This is a genomic window from Deltaproteobacteria bacterium (genome assembly GCA_023382265.1).
GTDB lineage: Bacteria > JAMCPX01 > JAMCPX01 > JAMCPX01 > JAMCPX01 > JAMCPX01.
In genome coordinates, this window is sequence record JAMCPX010000054.1 from 1 (window position 1) to 20858 (window position 20858).

Sequence of the window (20858 nt, forward strand, 5' to 3'; positions counted from 1 at the left end):
ACCCCATAACCTGCCTCCTTTATCAAAGGCAGACTATAATATCCATCTCTGAAGCTGTATCTTTCGGTTAGATTTTTACATGACAAGATGATACCCTCCATGGTTAGATTTTACATGACTCGATTCGCAGAATTCAAAAATACCTTATTTAGATGTATAATCCTTTTAAAACAGGAAATTTTCCATTACACTACACAAACCTTCTTATTCTCAAATATATTATTTTGATAAAAAAATGATGCACGATGTTATGAGTGCAACCAATTAATACAAACAGATATTATAATGGCTTTAATTTGAAGTTGTTTCTTGACGGTATAAGAGCTTATGTTCTAAACATAAGCCTGCTTAAACCTATAAAGGTAAATAAAGCACGCGTTCTTTTTCAGTATCACTTTTATGCTCCCGGTTTGAAAATATAAACACTAAGGAATTTTTTCATCTTCGTTTTCCGCATAAGTGCGTTTAAGCAATTTGTATGACCCGATATCCGAATCCCCTATTTCTTTTACCGGTTGATAGTGTGTGAAGATATATTTCTCAAGCGTATTGAGGGAAAAAATCTTACCCTGTTCCTTCGATATACGCCGAAGTTCGGTGTATGACCATTGGTAGGTAATAATGTATTTTGTCTTTGAAGCCTTCAGTTCCCCGATGATCTTATTCATAATAAATAATGGAGCACTCGCAACTGTTCCTAAACTCGGCACTATATCATAGCTTGTAGGGTTTTGTATATCCATTGCAGTATAGAGAATCGGAGCAAAAGGATAGACGAATACTTTTCTATCGTTTTTAATGATTCTGTCTGTTTCCGTAATGAAATTCACCATAGTCTCCGCTCCGTATCTGTCAAATGTCCATAATCGCTCGTGATCAAGAGTGAAATGGTAACCCTTTTCCTGTATCTTTTTGACAGAGAAAAACAACATCACAAACACAACTACCATACATGCGGATATAACCGCGTTGATCCCTCTCTTAAATAATTTATTATACAATAACTCCCAGCTTTTTTTCTGCAGCATATCATCAAACAGGTATATCAGATACACCCCGAAAACCATTGAGAGTCCCATATTAATGTAGGTAGTCGTTGGAATAATCAGCATGATGCGATGACCGTTATTAAGAAAAAAGATGATGGAGCCCGCAAACAAAATATATTCTATGGATGTCCTGGCTTTTCTACGTATGAACATGAACACGCTCAATAACGCAGTTATAACCTGGAATAAACGAATGGGGTCGTCTACGACATATTTCGTTGACGCGAACGGAGACATTAAAAACATGTCTATCCTTGGGTATGCGGACAGCAGGATGTATTCGTCCTGCAAAAATCCATAGACTGCTCTATTCACAATAAGGAACAGCAGCATGAATAAAAGCGGAATGCCGGCCCCAATCATAAACTTTATGATCATGCTCAATCGTACGTGTTTGGCCGATCTACCTTCAACAGCTTTACCCGCATTTTTAAAGAATTTCTCCGGTATCCATAGCAATAAGATTGTAAGTATAACAATCGTATAAACACCCGTAGACTGAAGGAATACGGTGGTGAGCCCTGCAAGAAATCCCGATACATAAAGGAATATATCCTTTCCTGAGGAAAAGAATTTATTCAAAAATGCCAGTGTCAGAAGCAGGATAATTGCTGCTGTGATATAGTGGTTAAAAGTAAACCATTCGGTGAACCCAAAAGTGAGAAACAGCAGGGGTGCTAAAATCGCATACCACCTTTTTATAACCAATCTGGAGAAATGGTACAGGAGTACATTGATCACGCAGCCCGTTACAATTGTAATCTCGTTCGTTACAATAATGCCGGAACCAAAGATTTTGTATAAACCGGCGAGCAGATATGTATTACCCGGAAAAAATATATCAAAAAAGTCCCTGTATATCACCTGGCCGTGAAGAACCCTTAATGCGCTGATCATTGTACCCTCGTCATTTGAAGGGTTTGTAAGGAAAAAATAACGTGTGTAAAAAGAAAGGTATGCAAAACTTATAAGAGCAGCTATTATATAGGGTATTGTTGTATATACAGGTTCAAGCAGCTTTCTATTTTTCATTCTTGTTCAATCCACTGTATGTGATTTTAACCCGCCAAAGATTTGATGTTTTAAAATATGCCATAAAAATACAAGTATAGTAATTGGTGTAATGCGTTTCATGGCATTGAGAAAATGTTTTGGAGTACTATAGAATCTTATGTAAGCGTACAATTGGTAGAGTTTTAATCGTTTGTAGCTAATATTTTCCAACTCAAGAATACCGCCGGTTTGTTTTCCATACTTGCTCCAGTCTTTTGACAACAGCCTTAATCCCCCTTCATTATGCTCTGCCATTATCGCAACCTCTGTCCCAGGGTATGGAACAAGAGTAAAAAAACTTGCATAATCAAGCGGCAGAGAGCATGCAAAATCTATCGTTTTTTTTATTGTATGTTTATCTTCATAAGACAGACCGAGTATGAAATTCGCATCAACCTCGAGTCCTACTTCTCTTGCAAGGTTAACGGCATTTAATGAATCTTTTCGTGTTATTCCTTTTGAGTTTTTTTTGAGGATCTCATCATCCCCTGATTCAATACCAAAAGTGACACTTCTCACGCCTGCGTTTTTCATATACATGAGTATCTCTCTATCAACGACATCGGTTCTTGTTTCACATATAAACTCAACTTCTTTGTTTATACCCTCTTTTATTATTGATTCACAGACCTCGATTACGAACGATTTCTTTATAGTAAAGGTATCATCACCTATCAGGATCTGCGATGGATGATATCTTTCTATGTCCATTTTGAGTTCTTCAATAATGTTTTTAACAGTTCTGAATCGTACCTTTCTCCCCATTGGTCCCGAACAAAAACTACAGTCATAAGAGCATCCCCTTGTTGTAAACACCGGTAATGCAACACCCCTGTCATGAGAATACTGAGGCTTATAATTATCAAGCAGGAATAGATCATAGGCAGGAAAAGGGATGTCATCAAGATGTTCAATTAATGGTCTTGATTTACCGGATTTTATATTACCGTTTTCTCTATAATATAGTCCCCTATCATCCAATTTCTCTTTTCCGGAAAGATACGATATCAATTTGTAAAAAGTTTCTTCTCCTTCACCTTCAACTAGATAATCAAATGCTTTGAATTCTTTTAATGTTCCCTCCGGTAAGGCACTTGCATGGGCACCGCCAATAACTGCAACGATATTGTTATCTATGGATTTGCTTAAATCGGCAATATAGTTTGCATCGACTATCTGAATTGTAGATGCGGATATGCCGATAATATCAGGTTTTTTTTCCATTATTACTTTTTGTAAATCGGATGTTTTAAATTCGCCGACACTCGCATCATAAATACTGACATTTATACCTCTATGTCTAATGTACGAAGCTATGTATGCAATGCCTGTATTCATACTGAGTTGTTTTTGCCCTATTTCGCCAAACTTGCTAAAGTATCGGGGCGGCTGAATTAAAAGTACCTTCATAATGTTAATTTATCTCTTATGAGTGAAACATTAGCACAATAGTAAGTATGTAAACAAGAATAAAATACCCCTCATTGTATTTTTCAATAAGTGCAATTTTTGTGTAACAAAAGATATTATTGTGGTAATATTCTTCTGATAAATGTTTAGGGTTATAAACCAAATGCCATACATAAACATAGATAACAAAAAAATATATTATGAGATCAATGGAAATGGCAGTACAGTACTGTTATTTTTACATTGCTGGACATGTAATCACACCTTCTGGCAGGAACAGGTAAATACATTATCAAAGATGTATAAATGCATAACAATTGATTTCCCCGGGCATGGTTTATCAGAGGATGCAGGGAATTATACAATTGATGAGTTTTGTAGATATGTTTATGTGGTAACAAGAAAACTTCGTATCAGGAAATTCATTATTATAGGGCATAGTCTTGGAGGCATGGTGGCTTTAAAATTGGCATTGGACTATTCTGATTTATTAGCCGGCATGATCTTAATAGATACATCGGCAAAACTAAAAAGGCATCTTTTGCAGAACGTTTCTTCCATGTTGGGCATTGCCGGCGGCAAATTAGTTTTTCCTGCAATCAAAAGAGCAGTTATTGACTTCAGCGCTGTTCATCCTCTTACCGGATGGAAAACGAGAAAAAAGATTAAAGACGACATAATTAAGGTTCCGAATAATATAACTGTAAAAACCTTAAAAAGTATCAGATCGTTTGATGTGATTGATACACTCGGGCGTATAACAGTCCCTGTCCTGATAATGGTTGGCAGCATGGACATATTCACGGACATCCGTCACGCGCTTACACTTTATGTGAGAATACCACATTCCAGCCTGAGGCTCATAGGAGGAGCAGGGCATATGTCTATGCTTGAACAACCGGGAAAAGTCAATGCGTATATAAAAGAGTTTATTTCAACATTACTCCATAAGACTTGAATATTTAAAGGATAAGGCTTAATTATGGAGTTTTATAGGAATACGGATGTATTTGGGAATACATATAATAACGTGAATGGAGCAAAACAATGCGCCGTATATTATGCCATATAACTAAAAAAGGAATCAATGGATTGAATAGTTTTATCTTTGGTGAAGTGAGATACCATTCTATTGTATTATCCGGTTTCATTATGTTGTTTTCATGTTTATACGTTTCCAATACAATGGCTGCATCCATATCTGGCACGGTTAAAGATGCAGTTACAGGTAAACCCATTTACTCCGCCCACATATATACTAAAGCCGGAAAGGTAATCGAAAAAGAGACATTGTCCGGGAAAGACGGCAGTTTCTTAATAGACAATATTAAACCAGGCAAATACACATTAAACATAGAACATAACGGATATGAATCTGTTAATAAGCGTATTCTGTTAAATGATAAGGTACATCTGAATTTTAATGTTGAACTTATAAATATATCTGTAATAACGGGGAAAGAATTTCTCGTAACCTCAAGCAGAATCATGCAGAAACACATGAATAAGGTAGAACTTGAAAAGCCGTCAACCGAGTATGTGGTAGGCGGACGGGAGGCAAAAAGGATAGCAGGAAATATTGAAAATCCTGTTCAGGCTATTGTAACACTGCCGGGGGTATCCGATGCCGGAGAACTATCATCATACATGTACGTTCTTGGCGGAGGTGCTGATGAGAATAGCTACTACCTTGACGGTATACCTCTGTTTGATCCAACACACCTGGGCGGCACAACAAGCATATACAATGATGACATGGTTGATGTAATGCAATTTTATCCCGGCGGTTATCCGGCTACTTACGGCAATGCTTTAAGGGGCATCTTAAATGTTGATTACATCAATGGTAATATGGATAAGTACACCGGCAAAGCCAACTTCAGTTTGATTGATGCATCAGTGCTGGCGCAGGGACCGCTCGATAAAGGCAAGGCTTCTTTTATTATTGCTGCAAGAAGAACATACTATGACTTACTTATAAATGCGCTCGATCTCGCAAATAATACCGTTATACCAAGTTTTTATGATGTTCAGGCAAAACTTTCTTACATACCGGATGATAAGCTAAAAATATTCATGGATTATATTCTGTCGGGAGATAATGTCTCCGGATATCTGAAACGATCCAGTCAATATAATCAACCTGCTTACGGGGACGTATACTGGCTGCATAGACAGAACATTCTCGGTGCAGGGTTGATTTACACACCTTCTAAACTGTTAAAGTATGAACAGCTCCTGTATGGTGCAGCAGATGAGAATAATGCATCTCTAATAGGCTCAAGCTCTAATATCGCAAATACCTTGATACAGCAGCTAGGTGCAAAAGGTACACTGAGTTTATACCCATCTTCATGGGATAAACTATTTTTGGGTTATGAAGCCGAATATGCTCCTGTTAACGCATCGGTATCTATACTTAGCGCACTTATTGTAGGTTCTGCTCAGAATCAGACAACGAATTATTCTACAAGAAACCATGGCCAGTACAACAATACACTGAGCGATATCTTTAAGATCTACAGCGGATTTATAGGTAACAGGTTTACAATAGCAAAAAGATTTATTATAACCCCCTCGCTGCGTTACGATTATTTTATATTAAATAAAGAAGCGACGTATAGCCCGAGTCTTGAGCTTGGCTATAAAATAAGCAAACACCAGACAATAAAGTTTGTTACGGGATTGTATCATCAACTGCCACTTACAGAGGTTGCTGAAACAGGGAATTATAGCCTTTCATCATCTGAATCAAGGCACTTTATCCTCACCTATGAGATCTACAAAGGAAGTTATTACGGCAGGGTAGATGCGTTTTATATGCTTGATAATAATCTCATCTATACATACATCAATCCTGCAAACATAAAGTTCGTTAATCCGTGTGAGCCTGTTGTTACTATCAGTTCAGCAAACTCATCAAAAAGGATGACTTACGGAGCCGACGTAATGCTTCAGAGGTATGTTACGGGTAAATGGGATGGGTGGATAAGCTATACGTATATGTTTACAAAACAGCAGGATACATCAAATGGACCGTGGTATTTCCCACAGCAGGACCAAAGGCATACAATAAACGTGGTTGCCGACTTCAGGCCTTTCACAAGCTGGGAGTTTTCATGGAGATGGAGCATACATTCGGGCAATCCTTATACGCCGATTACAGGCTCTACAATTGTACCAAATCCACTCGGCTCATGTCCAGATCAGCCAAAGACAATTGTAATGCCTTTGCAGGGTTATCCCGATTCAGAGAGATTTCCGTTCTATAACCGCCTTGATTTTACCGCTTCAAAAACATTTAATTTTAGCTATTCAAGTTTAAAGGTATACATAAGCGTAATAAATTTACTTGATTACTCGAATGTTGTTGGATATTTTTACAATTCTAATTATACACAAAAAGAGACCATTTATTCATTGCCCATTATACCCTATTTTGGTATCGAATACGATTTCTAATGCGCAGCAGCTATTTTGATAAAAGATTTAAGTATTTTATCTTAATGTCCATTGCATTACATTGTAGTTTCTTAGTCTTTATTTACCTTTACAGCTCTCCAGCTTATTCGCACTCTGAATCAACTATAACATTAAATCTTAATATGCTAAGCAGCGGAGGTGGAGCGGCAAGGGTAGAAGAGCATAACAGCAGAGTAAAAACCCTATCTGCCGTAAAGAAAATACGGCATACGATGACATTACCTGAAAAAAATAAATCAAATTCAATAAAACAAAAAAACGCGGTGCATAAAATGACCGGTACTACCTTATCCAATACAATGGGAGGGATTACAGAAAACAACAACGGCGTACAGCGTAGCAGCGGTAATGGGAGTGGAACTGGAACGGGTCATGGCATGGGTTCCGGCTACGGTATTGCGTCGACAAATGCACTTGATCATACCCCATCACTCGTTCAGTTTAAAAACCCCGAATACCCTATCGAAGCAAGAAAAGAGGGGATACAGGGCGTTGTAGTTCTGAAGGTACTTATAGAACCTGATGGAAAAATAAAAGATGTGAGAATTATCCAATCAATTCCTCAACTTGATCGGGCTGCTATAGATGCAGTTAGAGCATGGATATTTACGGCAATTACATCACACGGCAATCCCGTTTATGTCTGGATGATAATACCAATCAGATTCCGGTTAAAGTAGTAGTATAAAACCTTATATTCATTTTACAGATTTACTTCGTTATGTATAGTTCAGCGGCTTTTTGTGTGAGACGGGGTAATCATATTTATTTGAGGGATCATACCCTCCAGATAACTTGATATTGTTGTAAACTTATCTGATATGAGTAATATACCAATGAGCACAAGAAACACGCCGGAAGCTACTGTTACTGCTTTTATGTATTTTCGGAATTTTTTAAAATAAACGAGAAAGCTGTTTATTGCAAGTGAAGATAAAAAGAAAGGTATTCCAAGTCCAAGTGAGTACGCTGTTAATAATATTATACCTGCGTATACGGTTTTCATATTCATAGCCATATAAAGAATAGCACCGAGTATGGGTCCTATGCATGGTGTCCAGCCTGCGCCGAATGTAATGCCTACGAGGAGTGTCCCGATATAACCTGCCGGTTTGTTTTTCAGCTGTATCGTTTTTTGTTTTTCGAGGAACTTTAGATTTACTAAACCGGTAATATGTATACCAAATATAATCACGATAATGCCGCCTATAATCCTTATTAATGTCTTATAACTGTTCATGAGATTACTTATAGCTGTTGCAGAAGCGCCAAGTGCCACAAAAACCATCGTGAAGCCAATAATAAATATTATTGAATGAAGAATGGTTAATTTTCTGACCTGAGCTTTACTTTCTTCTTCCGAAAAATCCTCAAAAGATAAACCCGTTATGTATGTTATATAAGACGGAATCAAGGGTAATACGCATGGCGAGACAAATGAGAATATGCCGGCAACAAAGGCTATAAATATTGAAATATTTGTGGATGCAGCTCCAAACATTTCAACGTTCTGATATTAGTTTCTTAAAATCATCCACATATCCCTGCTCGTCCCATGCCCTTGCACCACTTACTATGGCATATATTGTACCATCTTTTTTGATAATCAGCGTAGTTGGAAGTGCATTAATCCTATACATACTCGAGACTGTATTATTATCGACGAGTACAGTAAAGGTTAGCCCCATGTCCTGGGCAAATTGCTTTATACTCTGTATATTTGTTTCATCTACATTTACAGCAAGAACAACGAAAGGCAGGCCTTTAAGTTTCTGTGATAATCTTTCTATGGATGGTAATTCCATTCTGCATGGGGGACACCATGTTGCCCAGAAATTAAGAAATACAACCTTACCCCTATAATCGGATAATTTGATAATATTATTATTTATGCTTGGCAGTGAAAAATCAGGCGCCTTTTCATTCTGTTCGGGACCAACGCTGGTTAAAGGGTTTTGAATATCATTAGATTGTTTTGAATTGGAAATTCTTGAACCGATGTAACCTACAACACTAACAATAAGCATTATGCCGATTATTGTTCCAATTATTATCAAACCGCTTTTCCCGAGTGTTTTTTCTTTTTTGCTCATACCTATTCCTTTATAATTGTTTTAAGGTAATTTATGACATCATAAGATGTCCAGTCCAACGGACCGATTACGTGTTTTAATAGCTTGTAATCGGATGTAAGAATAAATGTTTCCGGAACCCCTGTTAATCCATAGGATGCTGCCACTGTCTCGTCGGGATCAAAAAGTACAGGGAATGTTATTGAATATTTTTTTACAAATGATTCAGCATTAGCTGCATTATTGTCAATCGATATGGAAACCACAGTAACCCCTTCATTTTTCAGCTTATTATACATTGCCTCAAGGGATGGAGCTTCTTCATTACAGGGGCCGCACCAGCTTGCCCAGAAATTAATAAGTATCACTTTACCTTTATAATATTTAAGTGTTCTCTTATTCCCGTTTATACTCTGTAATTCGAAATAAGGGACTTCACTACCTTCTACAATTTGGGCTGTTTTATTGGCTTTAGATTCATCCTGAGATGAATTAATAGCCCTTGGAAAGATGCTGTAGAGAAAAAACCCTATCAACCCAATCACTATGATCAATGTTAAAATGTGTTTTGGTTTCATGTCTTTATTTTAAAACCTCTATTTTATTATAAAGAATATAATAATATGATCTCAAAAGTCAAAACATATACAAATAATTTTTTACCATTATACGTACATTCATATCATCGTATTCTGCCGGCCATCATCTTAAAATCGTTTATTAGTTTTTTATTATAAGCTCTCAATAACTCTTCCGGGTTTATATCATAATCCATAGATATTGACACTATTGAAAGAATCGCATCGGTTAATGCCTTTTCTATGTTCCCCTTTTTCTTGTACCTTAGTTTGTTTGCCGCTCTCTTATTTTTTTTAAAAGTATTTAATCCTAGTCTTTTTGCTTTCTCAAGCAATCGGTAAGAAACAAATAAGGATGGCATCTCAAGTGGTACATCAAATATTTTTGAGCCCTTTTCTTTATGTTTGAGTTTCCCCCAATTTTTTAAAACATCTTCCTTTGAATCGACATTCGTATCTCCAAAAACATGAGGATGCCTGTGTATAAGTTTTTTATTTATCCCGTTTAAAACATCTTCTATATTAAACCATCCTTTTTCCCTGGCTATTCGTGCTATGAAAACAACCTGTAAAATAAGATCACCGAGTTCTTCTTTTACATACTCGTATTTACCCGATTCTATTGCATCCGTTACCTCATAAGCTTCTTCTATAACATACCGTTTTAGTGAATCTATGTCCTGAGCCTTATCCCATGGGCAGCCTTTGTCACTGCGTAATGTATCCATTATTTCAACAAGTTCGTCAAAAGACCTCATTATTCACCCAACTATGCAAGCGCAATACTATCTCTGGTCGTTTCTTTTACGCGATACATTGCCTGATCGGATAATCTCACTAAATCTAGTGTGTTATCGGTATCTTCCGGGAATGCCGATACACCAAAACTTGCTGTCAGCATTATTTCAAAACCTTCCTCTCTGAGAAACCTATAGCTGTTTAAAGACTCTCTTATTCTTGCAGCAACTTTATATGCACCCTTTTTATCGGTTTCAGGCATGAGAACAACAAATTCATCACCGCCGTATCGTATGGGTATATCCGGTTTGCGTAGGTTTTGTTTTATGACTTCGGCGGTTTCTTTCAATACCCTGCTGCCTATAAGATGTCCGTGTCTATCATTTACCAATTTAAAGTGATCAATATCCAGAAAAATTATAGAAAAATGTAATCCGTACCTCTTTGATCTTTCCATCTCACTCTCAAGCATTATATATAGATAACGGGAGTTATAAAGTGTAGTGAGATCATCTTTTATCGTTAATTCCTGGACCCTTTGAAGGTATTTTGCATTTTCAATAGCAATTGCAGCATAATCAGCAAGCGTTAAAAGTACATTTATTTCTTCAGGATCAAATGCCTGATCTTTTATATTGTTTATAAGTTCTACAACTCCAAGAACCTTGCCTTTACTTTTTAAAGGGACACAAATTATAGATTGTGTTTTAAAATGTGTAAGTTGATCCATTTTAGGAGTAAATCTTGGATCTTTTGAGACATCCGGGAGTACAACAACCTCACCTGTCATAGCTACCCAACCGGCTACGCCTTCACCAATTTGAAGTTTCATATCTTTTAATTTGTCGGCATTTTCACCTACTGCTATCTCAAAAAATAGTTGCTGATGTTCCTCATCAATAAGTAATAATGACCAATTTGTAGGCTTTAACAGTTCAGAGATCTTTTGCATTATAATGGACAACACCTCTTTTAGATCAAGTGTTGATGTTAAAGTTTTACCTAATTCATGGAGTATTTCAATACCACGATTGTCTTTATCTGCCACTGTCTCTTTGTTTTTAATTTGTATGCCAGTCTCCTTAATCATTTATCTTTATCTTGCTATTCTCAGAGTGCAACATTCTTTCCAAAACGGGTATACTGATTATATCTTTTATTGATTGTCCTGCAGGGGACAAAACATCTGTAACTCTCCGGCCGCAATTACATACTCTATATTTTATTTTATATCCGTCTACCGCTTTTATTTTATAATTAATTAATTTTTTACATTTTTTGCATGTATAACTCATTTAAATCCTATAATATAGGTAAAGACAAAAAATCAACCTTAATTTAAGCCGGAAATCCGTATATCGGCGATGTAAAATGTTTTAAAACATTAAAACCCATACCCAAGATAAACAATGCCATCATCACAATCATGAACAGAACAAACAAAAATATTGGGAATAATGCTGCCACAAATGCCCTTGCTGTTGTGAGCTTATGTAATTCCCTGAACCCGATAGTGTAGAGGTACAGCGAGTAAAACCAGTACAGAGGTGTACCGATAAAAGGTACAACCTGAAGTACCATGGCAGCTATTGAATAGGATATAACCTTTACTGTTGAACCAAATCCGCCCTTTCCACCGACGAGCAGTATGAATGCATGGTATATTGCAGAAATAATAAATATGCCTACAACAAGAAGAAATGGTGATGTAAACAGTACTGATGTGTAAAAGGAACCCGATGACGGCATGGCTCCTGAAAAACTGTCTCCAAAAAATCTGAAAAAGATTGCATGCCGCATGCGTAGTACTGTTGGTATATTAAGCAGGATGGAGATCGTACCCCATATTACTGCAAAAATGATTGGGAATACGATTTGTTTCTCATTGATAATGCTTTTAAAAAAAGGCGAGGGATTAAACATGACATCAACCCAGTTTTGCCATAACCTCTTTATAAATGATGGCTCGTTCGCTATCGGGATTGCTTGTGAATATGGATTTGATTGGGTGTTCTGATCTTGTTCAACATCATTGTTAAAGGCTATTGAAGAAGGTGTTGCGGTTATAGACTCACCTGATAGTGGAATATCTGCAGATGCCATGGTTTTACCAACCGTTGTATCTCCCGGGATAAGCTTAATAAGTCTTACAATGGCACCTCTTGCCTCAAGCTTTTCTTTTAACGCAGCAGCCGTTTGTTCTGTTACTGCGCTAACTACCTTGAAGGGCAAAGAAGAGATACCTGTTAGCACTTCTTCAAGCTGCATATGTTTAACGATTCCTGCAAGGAATAGAACTATATTTTTCTTTTGTTCTTCATTTCCTACACCGTCAATATAAACATCATAACGATAACCTGTGTCTGAATATTCTGTCATTTATACTCCTTTAAAATATCAGGTAAAATCATAAAACACTACCCAATCATATTTTTCACTTGTTTTAATTCTACCTGCTGTAATTTGATTGCACAAAACTCGCCGCACATACTGCACGCATCTTTATCTTTTAGTTCTACCGATTCTCTATATGCCTTTGCCTTTTCAGGATCAATAGAAAGTTTATACTGTTTCTCCCAGTCCATTGCCTTTCTCGCCTTTGCCATCTCCATGTCCCAATCAATAGCGCCTTTAACACCTCTTGCTATGTCTGCTGCATGCGCCGCTATCCTAGAAGCTATTATGCCATCTTTAACGTCTTCAATACTCGGTAACCGTAGATGTTCCGCAGGCGTTACATAGCACAGGAAATCAGCACCGGACATACCTGCGATTGCACCGCCAATTGCCGAGGTTATATGATCATACCCGGGTGCGATATCGGTAACAAGTGGACCAAGCACATAAAAAGGAGCACCATTGCATAGCTTTTTTTCAATTTGCATATTAGTTACTATTTGATTTATAGGCACATGACCCGGCCCTTCTATCATAACTCCAACGTCATGCTCCACAGCGTGTTTAGCAAGTTCTCCAAGTATTATCAATTCCTGAATCTGTCCTCTATCTGTTGCATCCGCAATTGCACCGGGCCTTAAGCCGTCGCCAAGGCTTATGACAACATCATATTCTGACAAAATATCTATGAGCCTGTCATAGTACTCATAAAAAGGATTTTCTTTATCATTATATTCAATCCATTCCATCATGAACGTTCCGCCTCTACTAACCATGTCAAGCAGTCTGCCCTGTTTTTTAAACCTGCTAATAGATTCTCGCGTAACACCACAGTGAATCGTCATAAAATCCACACCCTGCCTTGCCTGATTCTCAATATTGTCGAACATCTCGTCAACAGTGAGTTCAACGAGGGATTTCTTCTTTTTCACTGCTGTAATAACGCTCTGATATATGGGAACAGTGCCGATAGGGATTGAAGAATGATGTAATAATATGTCTCGGATCTTTGTTATATTACCTCCTGTTGACAAATCCATTATTACGTCCGCTTTATATTTTATAGATACGTTTAGCTTTTCAAGCTCCTCATCAATATTAGACTTATCTTCAGAAGAACCTATATTGGCATTTATCTTTACAGACAGGCCTTCACCGACACCAACCGGGTTTATATCATGATTTTTGTTTTTTAATACAGCAATCCTGCCGCTTGCAATGCTCTCAAGCATAGAAGCAATAGGTATACCTTCTTTTTGTGCGATGAATTGTACCTCTTTCGTTGCTATCCCATTTCTCGCTGACAAAATGTGACCCATATAATCATCCTTTCTAAAATTAGGATAACAAAATATACATATTTAATCAATACATTGCTATGAACTGACCAAAAACACAGCAGGGCAGGGGCGGGTTTAAACCCGGCCCCTGCTTAACTGCAATACGCCTTAACGATTTAAACGGTTCAAAGATTTAAGCAGTTCATCGGAGCATATGGTTTACGGTATTTATTATATCAAGCGATTTGTAGAGCATCTCTTTTGTATGAGATGCACTGACAGTTATTCTTAATCTTGATGTCCCGGGAGGCACTGTTGGGGGCCTTATGCCGGAAACGAATACGCCTCTATCAAAAAGCAAAGAAGAGAACTCCATTGTTTTTTTAGAATCACCGATTATTACAGGTATTATTGGAGTAGGGGCATCGGGTATTTCAAAACCCATATTTCTCAGTCCATCTCTCATGATTTTGATATTTTCTTTCAATGCTTCACGCAATTCCGGGTGATTCCTGATAAGTTCTATTGCTTTTCTGCTTGCCGAGCATAAAGCGGGTGGAAGTGATGTTGTGAATATGAATGAGCGGGATTTATTGATAAGATAATCTATCAATAACCTGTCCCCTGCGGCATAGGCTCCAAAAACACCCAATGCCTTACCCAGTGTTCCCATTTGAATATGAACCCTGCCGCTTAATTCAAACAGCTCTACAGCCCCTCTGCCGTGTTTGCCAAGAATACCGGTTGCGTGCGCCTCATCAACCATTAACAATGCATCATACCTTTCGGCAAGTTCGGCAAGTTCTTTTAGAGGCGCGATATCTCCATCCATGCTGAATACACTATCGGTAACGATAAGCTTTTTTTTCTGTTCAAGTGATTTTAAAATATCTTCTGCCATGCTTGTATCCCTATGTCTGTATATAAATATGTTTGCCTTGCTTAATCTTATCCCGTCAATAATGGATGCATGATTTAATTCATCACTGAGCACAGCAGTATCAGTATAGGCAATGGCTGAGATGATCCCGATATTTGCATGATAGCCGGAATTAAAAACGAGTGCCGATTCTGTTTGTTTAAAATCTGCTATATCCTGTTCGAGTTGTTCATGCGGACCCATATTGCCTGAAATCAATCTTGATGCACCAGAACCGACGCCGTAACGATTAATGGCCTTAATAGCATCATTCATGAGTTCCGGATGATTGGCAAGTCCAAGATAATTATTTGAACACAGCAGAATTATATCTCTACCATCGATATTAACAACAGGACCCTGTGCACTCCGGATAGTCCGCATGAATCTAAAAAGGTCCCTTTCTTTTATGCTGCTAAGTTCCTGTGAAAGGATTGAGTAAAAATAAGATTTTGACATTTATATCATGAAAACTTTCATCAATATCCGCTATACTGCCAAAGGTTTTGCAGGCGCAAGCCCGAGGTCTTTTAACATTTGAAGGTCTGTTTCTACAGGTCTGCCTGATGTCGTAAGATAACCGCCAAGCATCATGCCGTTTGCACCTGCAAAGAAGATCATGGATTGAAGGTCCCGGAGATTTACTTCTCTGCCTCCACATATAACAATGTCCTTATCGGGCAGAATCAATCTATATATGGCTATAACCTTGAGACATTCCAAGGGTGTAAGGTTGCGTACATCTTCAAGCGGTGTGCCTTTTACAGGGTTCAAGAAGTTTATAGGGACAGAATCAACATCAAGTCTTTTTAGTGTAAACGCAAGCTCTATTCTATCTTCCCATGATTCTCCAAGACCAAAAATCCCGCCGCTGCAAACCTTTAGCCCTGTTCTCTTTGCATTACCTATTGCTTCGATATCATCCTCGTAAGGATGCGTTGTGCAGACGTTTGGGAAAAACGACCTTGACGTCTCAAGATTGTGATGATACTTCACAAGTCCTGATTCTTTAAGATGGTTCAACTCATGCTCTGTAAGTATGCCGAGAGAAGCACATCCATAAAAATGGGTTTGCTCTGATATACCCTTAACTGCCTGGGCTATGATCTCAAGCTCGTCAGAATTGTCGATCCCATACCCGCTTGTTACAATAGAAAAGCCCTTTGCAGGAATATTATCTGCCTGTTTTGCCTTATCAATAATGGTGCCGGCCGACAGCAGCGGATACACCTTAGCAGATGTTTTATGATGAACAGACTGAGCACAAAAATTGCAATCCTCTGGGCATAATCCGGATTTGGCATTAAGTATTGAACAGGTATTTACTTCATTCCCCTTGTAATGCAGCCTCATCTTGTTAGAGGTATTAAACAGATCTAATAAGCGTTCATTATCAATAAGGCTAAGTTCCTTGGCTTCATCAAACGTAATACCGTTATTCTCTATAACATATTCAGCGGATAGTTTCATTACAGCCTCCTGTAAATAGACATGTTATTACAAATTAAAAAAAAATACAAGTTCACGATTTTATTCAGGGGTTATGAACACGCGGTATTTTTTAAGTATCTGTACGGGATGATAGGATAGTTTTGCTTTCCTTAACCCTTCGTGACCGAGATCCTGCTCACGGTTTATATACTTGTAATGACTAAGCTCGTGAATGCAAAACTCATTGCTTATAACCTGCGGGATACCCTCATATGACGGATCGAATTTTTCAATATGTCCCACCGCTGTGTCTGGATTTAACCCTTCTGCAATGCAAAAAGCTATGACATTATCGTCCACGATTATTGTACCGCCGGTAAGACCGAGTGTATTGAAATTGATGAGCGCTTCTTTTGTTGCAATAACATCATCTTTGAGCAATGGATTACCTTTGTTGCTGTACCATTTATCGGTCAAAAAGATACAACTATTTATTAGTTGATCGGTTATTCTTTCATACGTGTAAGTATAATGATTCTTGAACTTTTTTATATGATTTCGTTTACCATCAAATTTCCTGCCCCTGAGTTCTATTAGATCTGAAGCTAAATAGATATAATCATAATTATCCCTATCCTCTTCATATCTGATATCAGGGAATGCATGCTGCAAAGGTTCTATAAATCGTTCTTCGACCCTGAATAATTGAATAGGCTCGTCACCCGTATTTTTATAGAACGATACTATGTGTTTAACGGTATCGACATACGATTCTATATCTTTTGCAATAAACATAAAAAACCCTTTACCATCTTTATCAAGTCCTTTTATGCATATACTCTCATTTACAAGACCGGCCTTAAATTTATAAAAATGCCGCCATATAAACATATTCGTAAAATCATACTCAGATGCCTGAGGCGGGTTAAGCCTTAAAATCCGATCAAAGTACGGTTTCATCTTAATGTCTATCTCTGCAAACTCAGGGAATACCGGTATCGATTCGGCATACCGGGTTAAACGGATTATTTGATCCATAGATGTTTAAATTAGCTCTTAATAATAATAATTTCAAGAGGCAGTTAAAAGAATATAAAAAAAGTTTATATCGTATTTTTTGGATTATGTAGGGGCGAGATTCCTCGCCCCTAAGCACCTTTAGTATATCACCTGCTCAATCGTGTTGAGCACTGTATCGCTTGACATGGTCGTCGGTGAGCCGTTGGACGTGCCGCCGATTAAGTAGAAGTAAGGTCCGAGTAATATACCCGCACCAAGGTATCGATAGGTCAATGTCTTGCCTCCATCATTATTTGGATATCCTGTATGTAATGTGTAAGGCGTTGTTCCAAATTCAAAATCTTCAATATTATGTGTCAATGGGTATCCGGCAAAGAAATAAAAGAAGTTATTTGTATCCACCAATGTTATCTGGCCACTTATGGTATAAGAAGCGTTTGATAAACCATTAGAAGTCTTTAAGTATTGAAACGGCTCAAGTCTTCCATCGCCCTGAATACGGGAGACCTCTGTTGTGTTTATAACAGCTCCGTTGTACCCGGTTACTGCATATATATAACCGGATGTATCTGTTATTGCCAGAGGCAGATTTGTTTTATCTGCTGATAATGCACTGAGCTGGCACCTGGCTGTTTGTAGCGATGCTGTTGCAAAGATATTTCCAATGCCTCCACCCATAGGCAATGCACCCGGGGTTGGGCTGACAGAACCATTATCAGAGAATGCAGTCGTTGGAGAGACAATGTTGCCTATATACTCTAAGCCATGCCCGCTGTCCCTGTATATGTTATAAGACGATGCATCCGGCACAGATGCCCATGTAAACTGTATGCCGCCTGTTACAGATGTCTGGAATGTTCCGGCATAGGCAAGCTCGCCGTCAGGCACGATTGCTGTAACAGCGTATGTGTATGTAGAAGCAGCAAGCCTGCCCGTTGTAGCGCTCGCTTCTGTTATAGGAGCCGCGGACAATTGTATTGAGTCAACTGTTGAAAGTCCTGTCGAACCATTTGCTGTCCCTCCAACGGCATAACCGTACACGGTGCCTGTCTGCGTATGACCTACTGCAGCGCCAAGATAGCCCCGTGCAGAAGATAATGAAGCAGAAACAAGTCCGAATGGACCAAGGCTGCCATACGGTAATGGTGGTATATATCCATCGGAAGGCGTTGTCATCGTAACAGGCAGTGAACTACCGTCATCCGTAATGGTTGTGGTTAAGGTAACAGGCACAAGCAATACCTCATTTCCCTGTCTGATATCAGGGGATGGGCTTCTATAGACCTTATAATATTCTGCTTCAGGAACGGGATTAAATTTAAGTGTTACGTAAGATGTGTTTGATGTGGTTGTTACTGAGGCAAAGTTTAATGCAGGTGATTCTCCCCTGTAGTTTACGGCAGAAACCCTGTAATAGTATGTGCCTGCCGATAATGTACCTCCCGATGAGGAAGGTGTTGCAACAAGGTTTGTTGGATCCTGGATGGTTGTTGGGAAACCTGACGTTGTATCTGTTATGCTGATAGGCTGAGATGTCCCATTATCAACAAAGCTTCTGCCGCTGATATTCCATGCAATAAGCACAGGTCTGAATGTGCCTGGGGTATTCCTGTAAACATTGTATCCAGTAGCAGTGATAAAGCTATTTGTTACAGGGCTCCACACGCTCACTGGCTGCCATGATACCTGGATTGAGCCCGTCTGCGTGGTTGTTGTAAAAACAACCGGTGAAGGCAGGCTTTCTCCTATGTACGTTGTGCCTGTCGGCAGGTTTGCAGAAACTTCATATACCCATGTGCCAGCGGGCAGTGTACCCGTCGTAAATGCGGAAAGACCTTCGAACGATACAACAGGAGTACTGTCGGTTGTAAGAATCTTTGCACGCTCTATTACTGAGGTGTATCCTGAAGAAGGGGTAAGCCCGCCGAGTACATACACATAGCCATTATACTGGAATGCCGCTGCACCCGTGGTTTTATAGATAAGAGGAGATGTAAGGTTGAATGGATTGAGATTACCAAACCTGTCCGGCTGTGCGTATTCAACACTGTCAAGTGTATGCCTGCCTATGCCATCATCGCCGCCGATCGCATAAATAAACCGATCACCGATATTGTCATGCCCTGTAACCGATGTAAGCCCTTGCCTGCCAATAATAAGTTGACTTGTTGATGCATTAGTATTTCCAACATTTTGCGCAGGGTTCGTGACGATAAAGCTTGAATAGTCATAATAGGTATTATCCGATGTGTTAGTAACTCGTATTACGTAAACACCTGTTGCAAGCACTGCAGTTGTGCATGTAATAATAGTCGATGATTGAGCGCTTATTGAACATACATTAATTGCACCTGTAGAATCGATAGTCTCTGCAGTTGCATCTGATGCAAAGTAATTGCCTGTTATGGTTATAGATGTTAAAGCATTGGATGAGCCCGATGCAGGCGATATGCTCGTTATAACAGGCGGCGGGTTGGCAGAAACGTAGAACCCGGACGGGTATACAGCCTGCTGCCCATCTGGATTTTGTACTGTTATATCATACCACCCGACAGCCATACCATTCGGTACGACAGCCTGGATCTGTGAGGATGATACATAAGCGACATAGGTTAGTTTTACACCAGCAGTTGAACCGGCGGGCGCAAATATCACGGTAGCAGGAAAACTGAAGTTCATGCCGCTTATTGTGATATTTGTATCGGCGTTTGTCCATCCGAACTTTGGCTCTATTGATGAAATGACCGGTGAAATGCACGCGTGGATCTGTGTTATTGAGATTGATGCACTTGTCTGCTGTGAATCGGGGTTGGTGACAATAATGGTATATGTGCCTGCACTTAAACCTGTACCTGTTGTAGCTGTTATGGATGTTGAGGATACTGAATTTACGGTTGTAGTTATTTTATTGCCCGATGCTGATACTACTGTAACATTGGGTATACCGAAAAAGCTTGTTCCCCCGATGTTTACAACAACCGTGCCTGCCATGCTGCAGATCGATGCGCTGCTTATTGTTGGTGGGGGATAGCTCGAAACGATGTAAGCGTTCTTAAGCGTGCCGCTCTTGCCAGTGGGGTTGACGACCGTAACGCTGTATGTAACCCATGTACCTGCAGCGACAGAGATCCCGGACGGCACAGTTGCATTTATGACGGTCTGTGAAACCTTTGTCATAGAGAGATGTGTAATTGGCGATGTGCTCAGATATACCTGCGGCAGTTTTGTTGTAAGGTTGCCTGAAAGAATATTGAATGGTACTGCCTGAAAGCCGTTACCGGTGATTGTTACCGGTATGGTGCTTTGATTATACCCACCCCCCGGTGTTATGGATAACGGTTGCGGTGCTGGACCAGTTGTCGTCTTTGAACAGCCGGCAAATATAGCAAATGCTGATAATGTTATGTATATAAGCTTCTTCATATTGT

General features: G+C 38.9%; 16 protein-coding genes. 3 read left to right on the forward strand and 13 right to left on the reverse strand.

The features are described from left to right. Positions 1-425 precede the first annotated feature (425 nt). On the reverse strand, positions 426-2081 hold the full coding sequence (locus M1381_09480) for a glycosyltransferase family 39 protein (GenBank protein MCL4479310.1): 1656 nt from the start codon (positions 2079-2081) through the stop codon (positions 426-428). Positions 2082-2087: 6 nt separating this feature from the next. Then, positions 2088-3512: a B12-binding domain-containing radical SAM protein gene (locus tag M1381_09485; protein MCL4479311.1), complete on the reverse strand. Its 1425-nt coding sequence runs from the start codon at positions 3510-3512 to the stop codon at positions 2088-2090. A gap of 163 nt (positions 3513-3675) precedes the next feature. Between M1381_09485 and M1381_09490 the strand changes: the two genes are divergently transcribed. From M1381_09490 to M1381_09500, 3 genes are all read left to right on the forward strand, one after another. Beyond that, positions 3676-4470 (forward strand): alpha/beta hydrolase, encoded by a 795-nt coding sequence (locus tag M1381_09490; protein MCL4479312.1) that lies wholly within the window; start codon positions 3676-3678, stop codon positions 4468-4470. 89 nt (positions 4471-4559) lie between these two features. Then, entirely contained in the window at positions 4560-6974 is a 2415-nt protein-coding gene (locus tag M1381_09495; GenBank protein MCL4479313.1) for a TonB-dependent receptor, read from the forward strand. A 44-nt stretch (positions 6975-7018) separates the two neighbouring features. Continuing rightward, entirely contained in the window at positions 7019-7675 is a 657-nt protein-coding gene (locus M1381_09500) for an energy transducer TonB (GenBank protein MCL4479314.1), read from the forward strand. 50 nt (positions 7676-7725) lie between these two features. Here the strand turns inward: M1381_09500 and M1381_09505 are convergent, their stop codons facing one another. The 11 genes from M1381_09505 to M1381_09555 all read right to left on the reverse strand — a co-directional run bounded on the left by M1381_09505 (position 7726) and on the right by M1381_09555 (position 20853). Further along, positions 7726-8496: a cytochrome c biogenesis protein CcdA gene (locus M1381_09505; protein MCL4479315.1), complete on the reverse strand. Its 771-nt coding sequence runs from the start codon at positions 8494-8496 to the stop codon at positions 7726-7728. 1 nt (position 8497) lies between these two features. Continuing rightward, on the reverse strand, positions 8498-9088 hold the full coding sequence (locus M1381_09510) for a TlpA family protein disulfide reductase (protein ID MCL4479316.1): 591 nt from the start codon (positions 9086-9088) through the stop codon (positions 8498-8500). 2 nt (positions 9089-9090) lie between these two features. After that, positions 9091-9645 carry a TlpA family protein disulfide reductase gene (locus tag M1381_09515; GenBank protein ID MCL4479317.1) on the reverse strand — a complete coding sequence of 185 codons (555 nt, stop codon included), beginning with the start codon at positions 9643-9645 and terminating at the stop codon, positions 9091-9093. A 104-nt stretch (positions 9646-9749) separates the two neighbouring features. Further along, positions 9750-10403 (reverse strand): MazG family protein, encoded by a 654-nt coding sequence (locus M1381_09520; GenBank protein MCL4479318.1) that lies wholly within the window; start codon positions 10401-10403, stop codon positions 9750-9752. 11 nt (positions 10404-10414) lie between these two features. Further along, on the reverse strand, positions 10415-11473 hold the full coding sequence (locus tag M1381_09525; GenBank protein ID MCL4479319.1) for a sensor domain-containing diguanylate cyclase: 1059 nt from the start codon (positions 11471-11473) through the stop codon (positions 10415-10417). A 248-nt stretch (positions 11474-11721) separates the two neighbouring features. Next, complete coding sequence (locus tag M1381_09530) at positions 11722-12762, reverse strand: YIP1 family protein (GenBank protein MCL4479320.1); 1041 nt, start codon at positions 12760-12762, stop codon at positions 11722-11724. 38 nt (positions 12763-12800) lie between these two features. Continuing rightward, positions 12801-14099: a phosphomethylpyrimidine synthase ThiC gene (thiC, locus tag M1381_09535; GenBank protein ID MCL4479321.1), complete on the reverse strand. Its 1299-nt coding sequence runs from the start codon at positions 14097-14099 to the stop codon at positions 12801-12803. 163 nt (positions 14100-14262) lie between these two features. Further along, on the reverse strand, positions 14263-15438 hold the full coding sequence (bioF, locus tag M1381_09540; protein MCL4479322.1) for an 8-amino-7-oxononanoate synthase: 1176 nt from the start codon (positions 15436-15438) through the stop codon (positions 14263-14265). Between the two features lie 30 nt (positions 15439-15468). Beyond that, positions 15469-16449, reverse strand: coding sequence for a biotin synthase BioB (bioB, locus tag M1381_09545; GenBank protein MCL4479323.1), 981 nt, complete (start codon positions 16447-16449; stop codon positions 15469-15471). A gap of 60 nt (positions 16450-16509) precedes the next feature. Continuing rightward, positions 16510-17448, reverse strand: a complete 939-nt coding sequence (locus M1381_09550; protein ID MCL4479324.1) for a phosphatidylglycerol lysyltransferase domain-containing protein — start codon at positions 17446-17448, stop codon at positions 16510-16512. 120 nt (positions 17449-17568) lie between these two features. Then, positions 17569-20853 (reverse strand): IPT/TIG domain-containing protein, encoded by a 3285-nt coding sequence (locus tag M1381_09555; GenBank protein ID MCL4479325.1) that lies wholly within the window; start codon positions 20851-20853, stop codon positions 17569-17571. Positions 20854-20858 lie beyond the last annotated feature (5 nt).

What these genes read in the sequence shown, in the direction of transcription:
- M1381_09480 (MCL4479310.1), bottom strand. Translation starts at nt 2,081, where the DNA reads ATGAAAAATAGAAAGCTGCTTGAACCTGTATATACAACAATACCCTAT.
- M1381_09485 (MCL4479311.1), bottom strand. Translation starts at nt 3,512, where the DNA reads ATGAAGGTACTTTTAATTCAGCCGCCCCGATACTTTAGCAAGTTTGGC.
- M1381_09490 (MCL4479312.1), top strand. Translation starts at nt 3,676, where the DNA reads ATGCCATACATAAACATAGATAACAAAAAAATATATTATGAGATCAAT.
- M1381_09495 (MCL4479313.1), top strand. Translation starts at nt 4,560, where the DNA reads ATGCGCCGTATATTATGCCATATAACTAAAAAAGGAATCAATGGATTG.
- M1381_09500 (MCL4479314.1), top strand. Translation starts at nt 7,019, where the DNA reads ATGTCCATTGCATTACATTGTAGTTTCTTAGTCTTTATTTACCTTTAC.
- M1381_09505 (MCL4479315.1), bottom strand. Translation starts at nt 8,496, where the DNA reads ATGTTTGGAGCTGCATCCACAAATATTTCAATATTTATAGCCTTTGTT.
- M1381_09510 (MCL4479316.1), bottom strand. Translation starts at nt 9,088, where the DNA reads ATGAGCAAAAAAGAAAAAACACTCGGGAAAAGCGGTTTGATAATAATT.
- M1381_09515 (MCL4479317.1), bottom strand. Translation starts at nt 9,645, where the DNA reads ATGAAACCAAAACACATTTTAACATTGATCATAGTGATTGGGTTGATA.
- M1381_09520 (MCL4479318.1), bottom strand. Translation starts at nt 10,403, where the DNA reads ATGAGGTCTTTTGACGAACTTGTTGAAATAATGGATACATTACGCAGT.
- M1381_09525 (MCL4479319.1), bottom strand. Translation starts at nt 11,473, where the DNA reads ATGATTAAGGAGACTGGCATACAAATTAAAAACAAAGAGACAGTGGCA.
- M1381_09530 (MCL4479320.1), bottom strand. Translation starts at nt 12,762, where the DNA reads ATGACAGAATATTCAGACACAGGTTATCGTTATGATGTTTATATTGAC.
- thiC (MCL4479321.1), bottom strand. Translation starts at nt 14,099, where the DNA reads ATGGGTCACATTTTGTCAGCGAGAAATGGGATAGCAACGAAAGAGGTA.
- bioF (MCL4479322.1), bottom strand. Translation starts at nt 15,438, where the DNA reads ATGTCAAAATCTTATTTTTACTCAATCCTTTCACAGGAACTTAGCAGC.
- bioB (MCL4479323.1), bottom strand. Translation starts at nt 16,449, where the DNA reads ATGAAACTATCCGCTGAATATGTTATAGAGAATAACGGTATTACGTTT.
- M1381_09550 (MCL4479324.1), bottom strand. Translation starts at nt 17,448, where the DNA reads ATGGATCAAATAATCCGTTTAACCCGGTATGCCGAATCGATACCGGTA.
- M1381_09555 (MCL4479325.1), bottom strand. Translation starts at nt 20,853, where the DNA reads ATGAAGAAGCTTATATACATAACATTATCAGCATTTGCTATATTTGCC.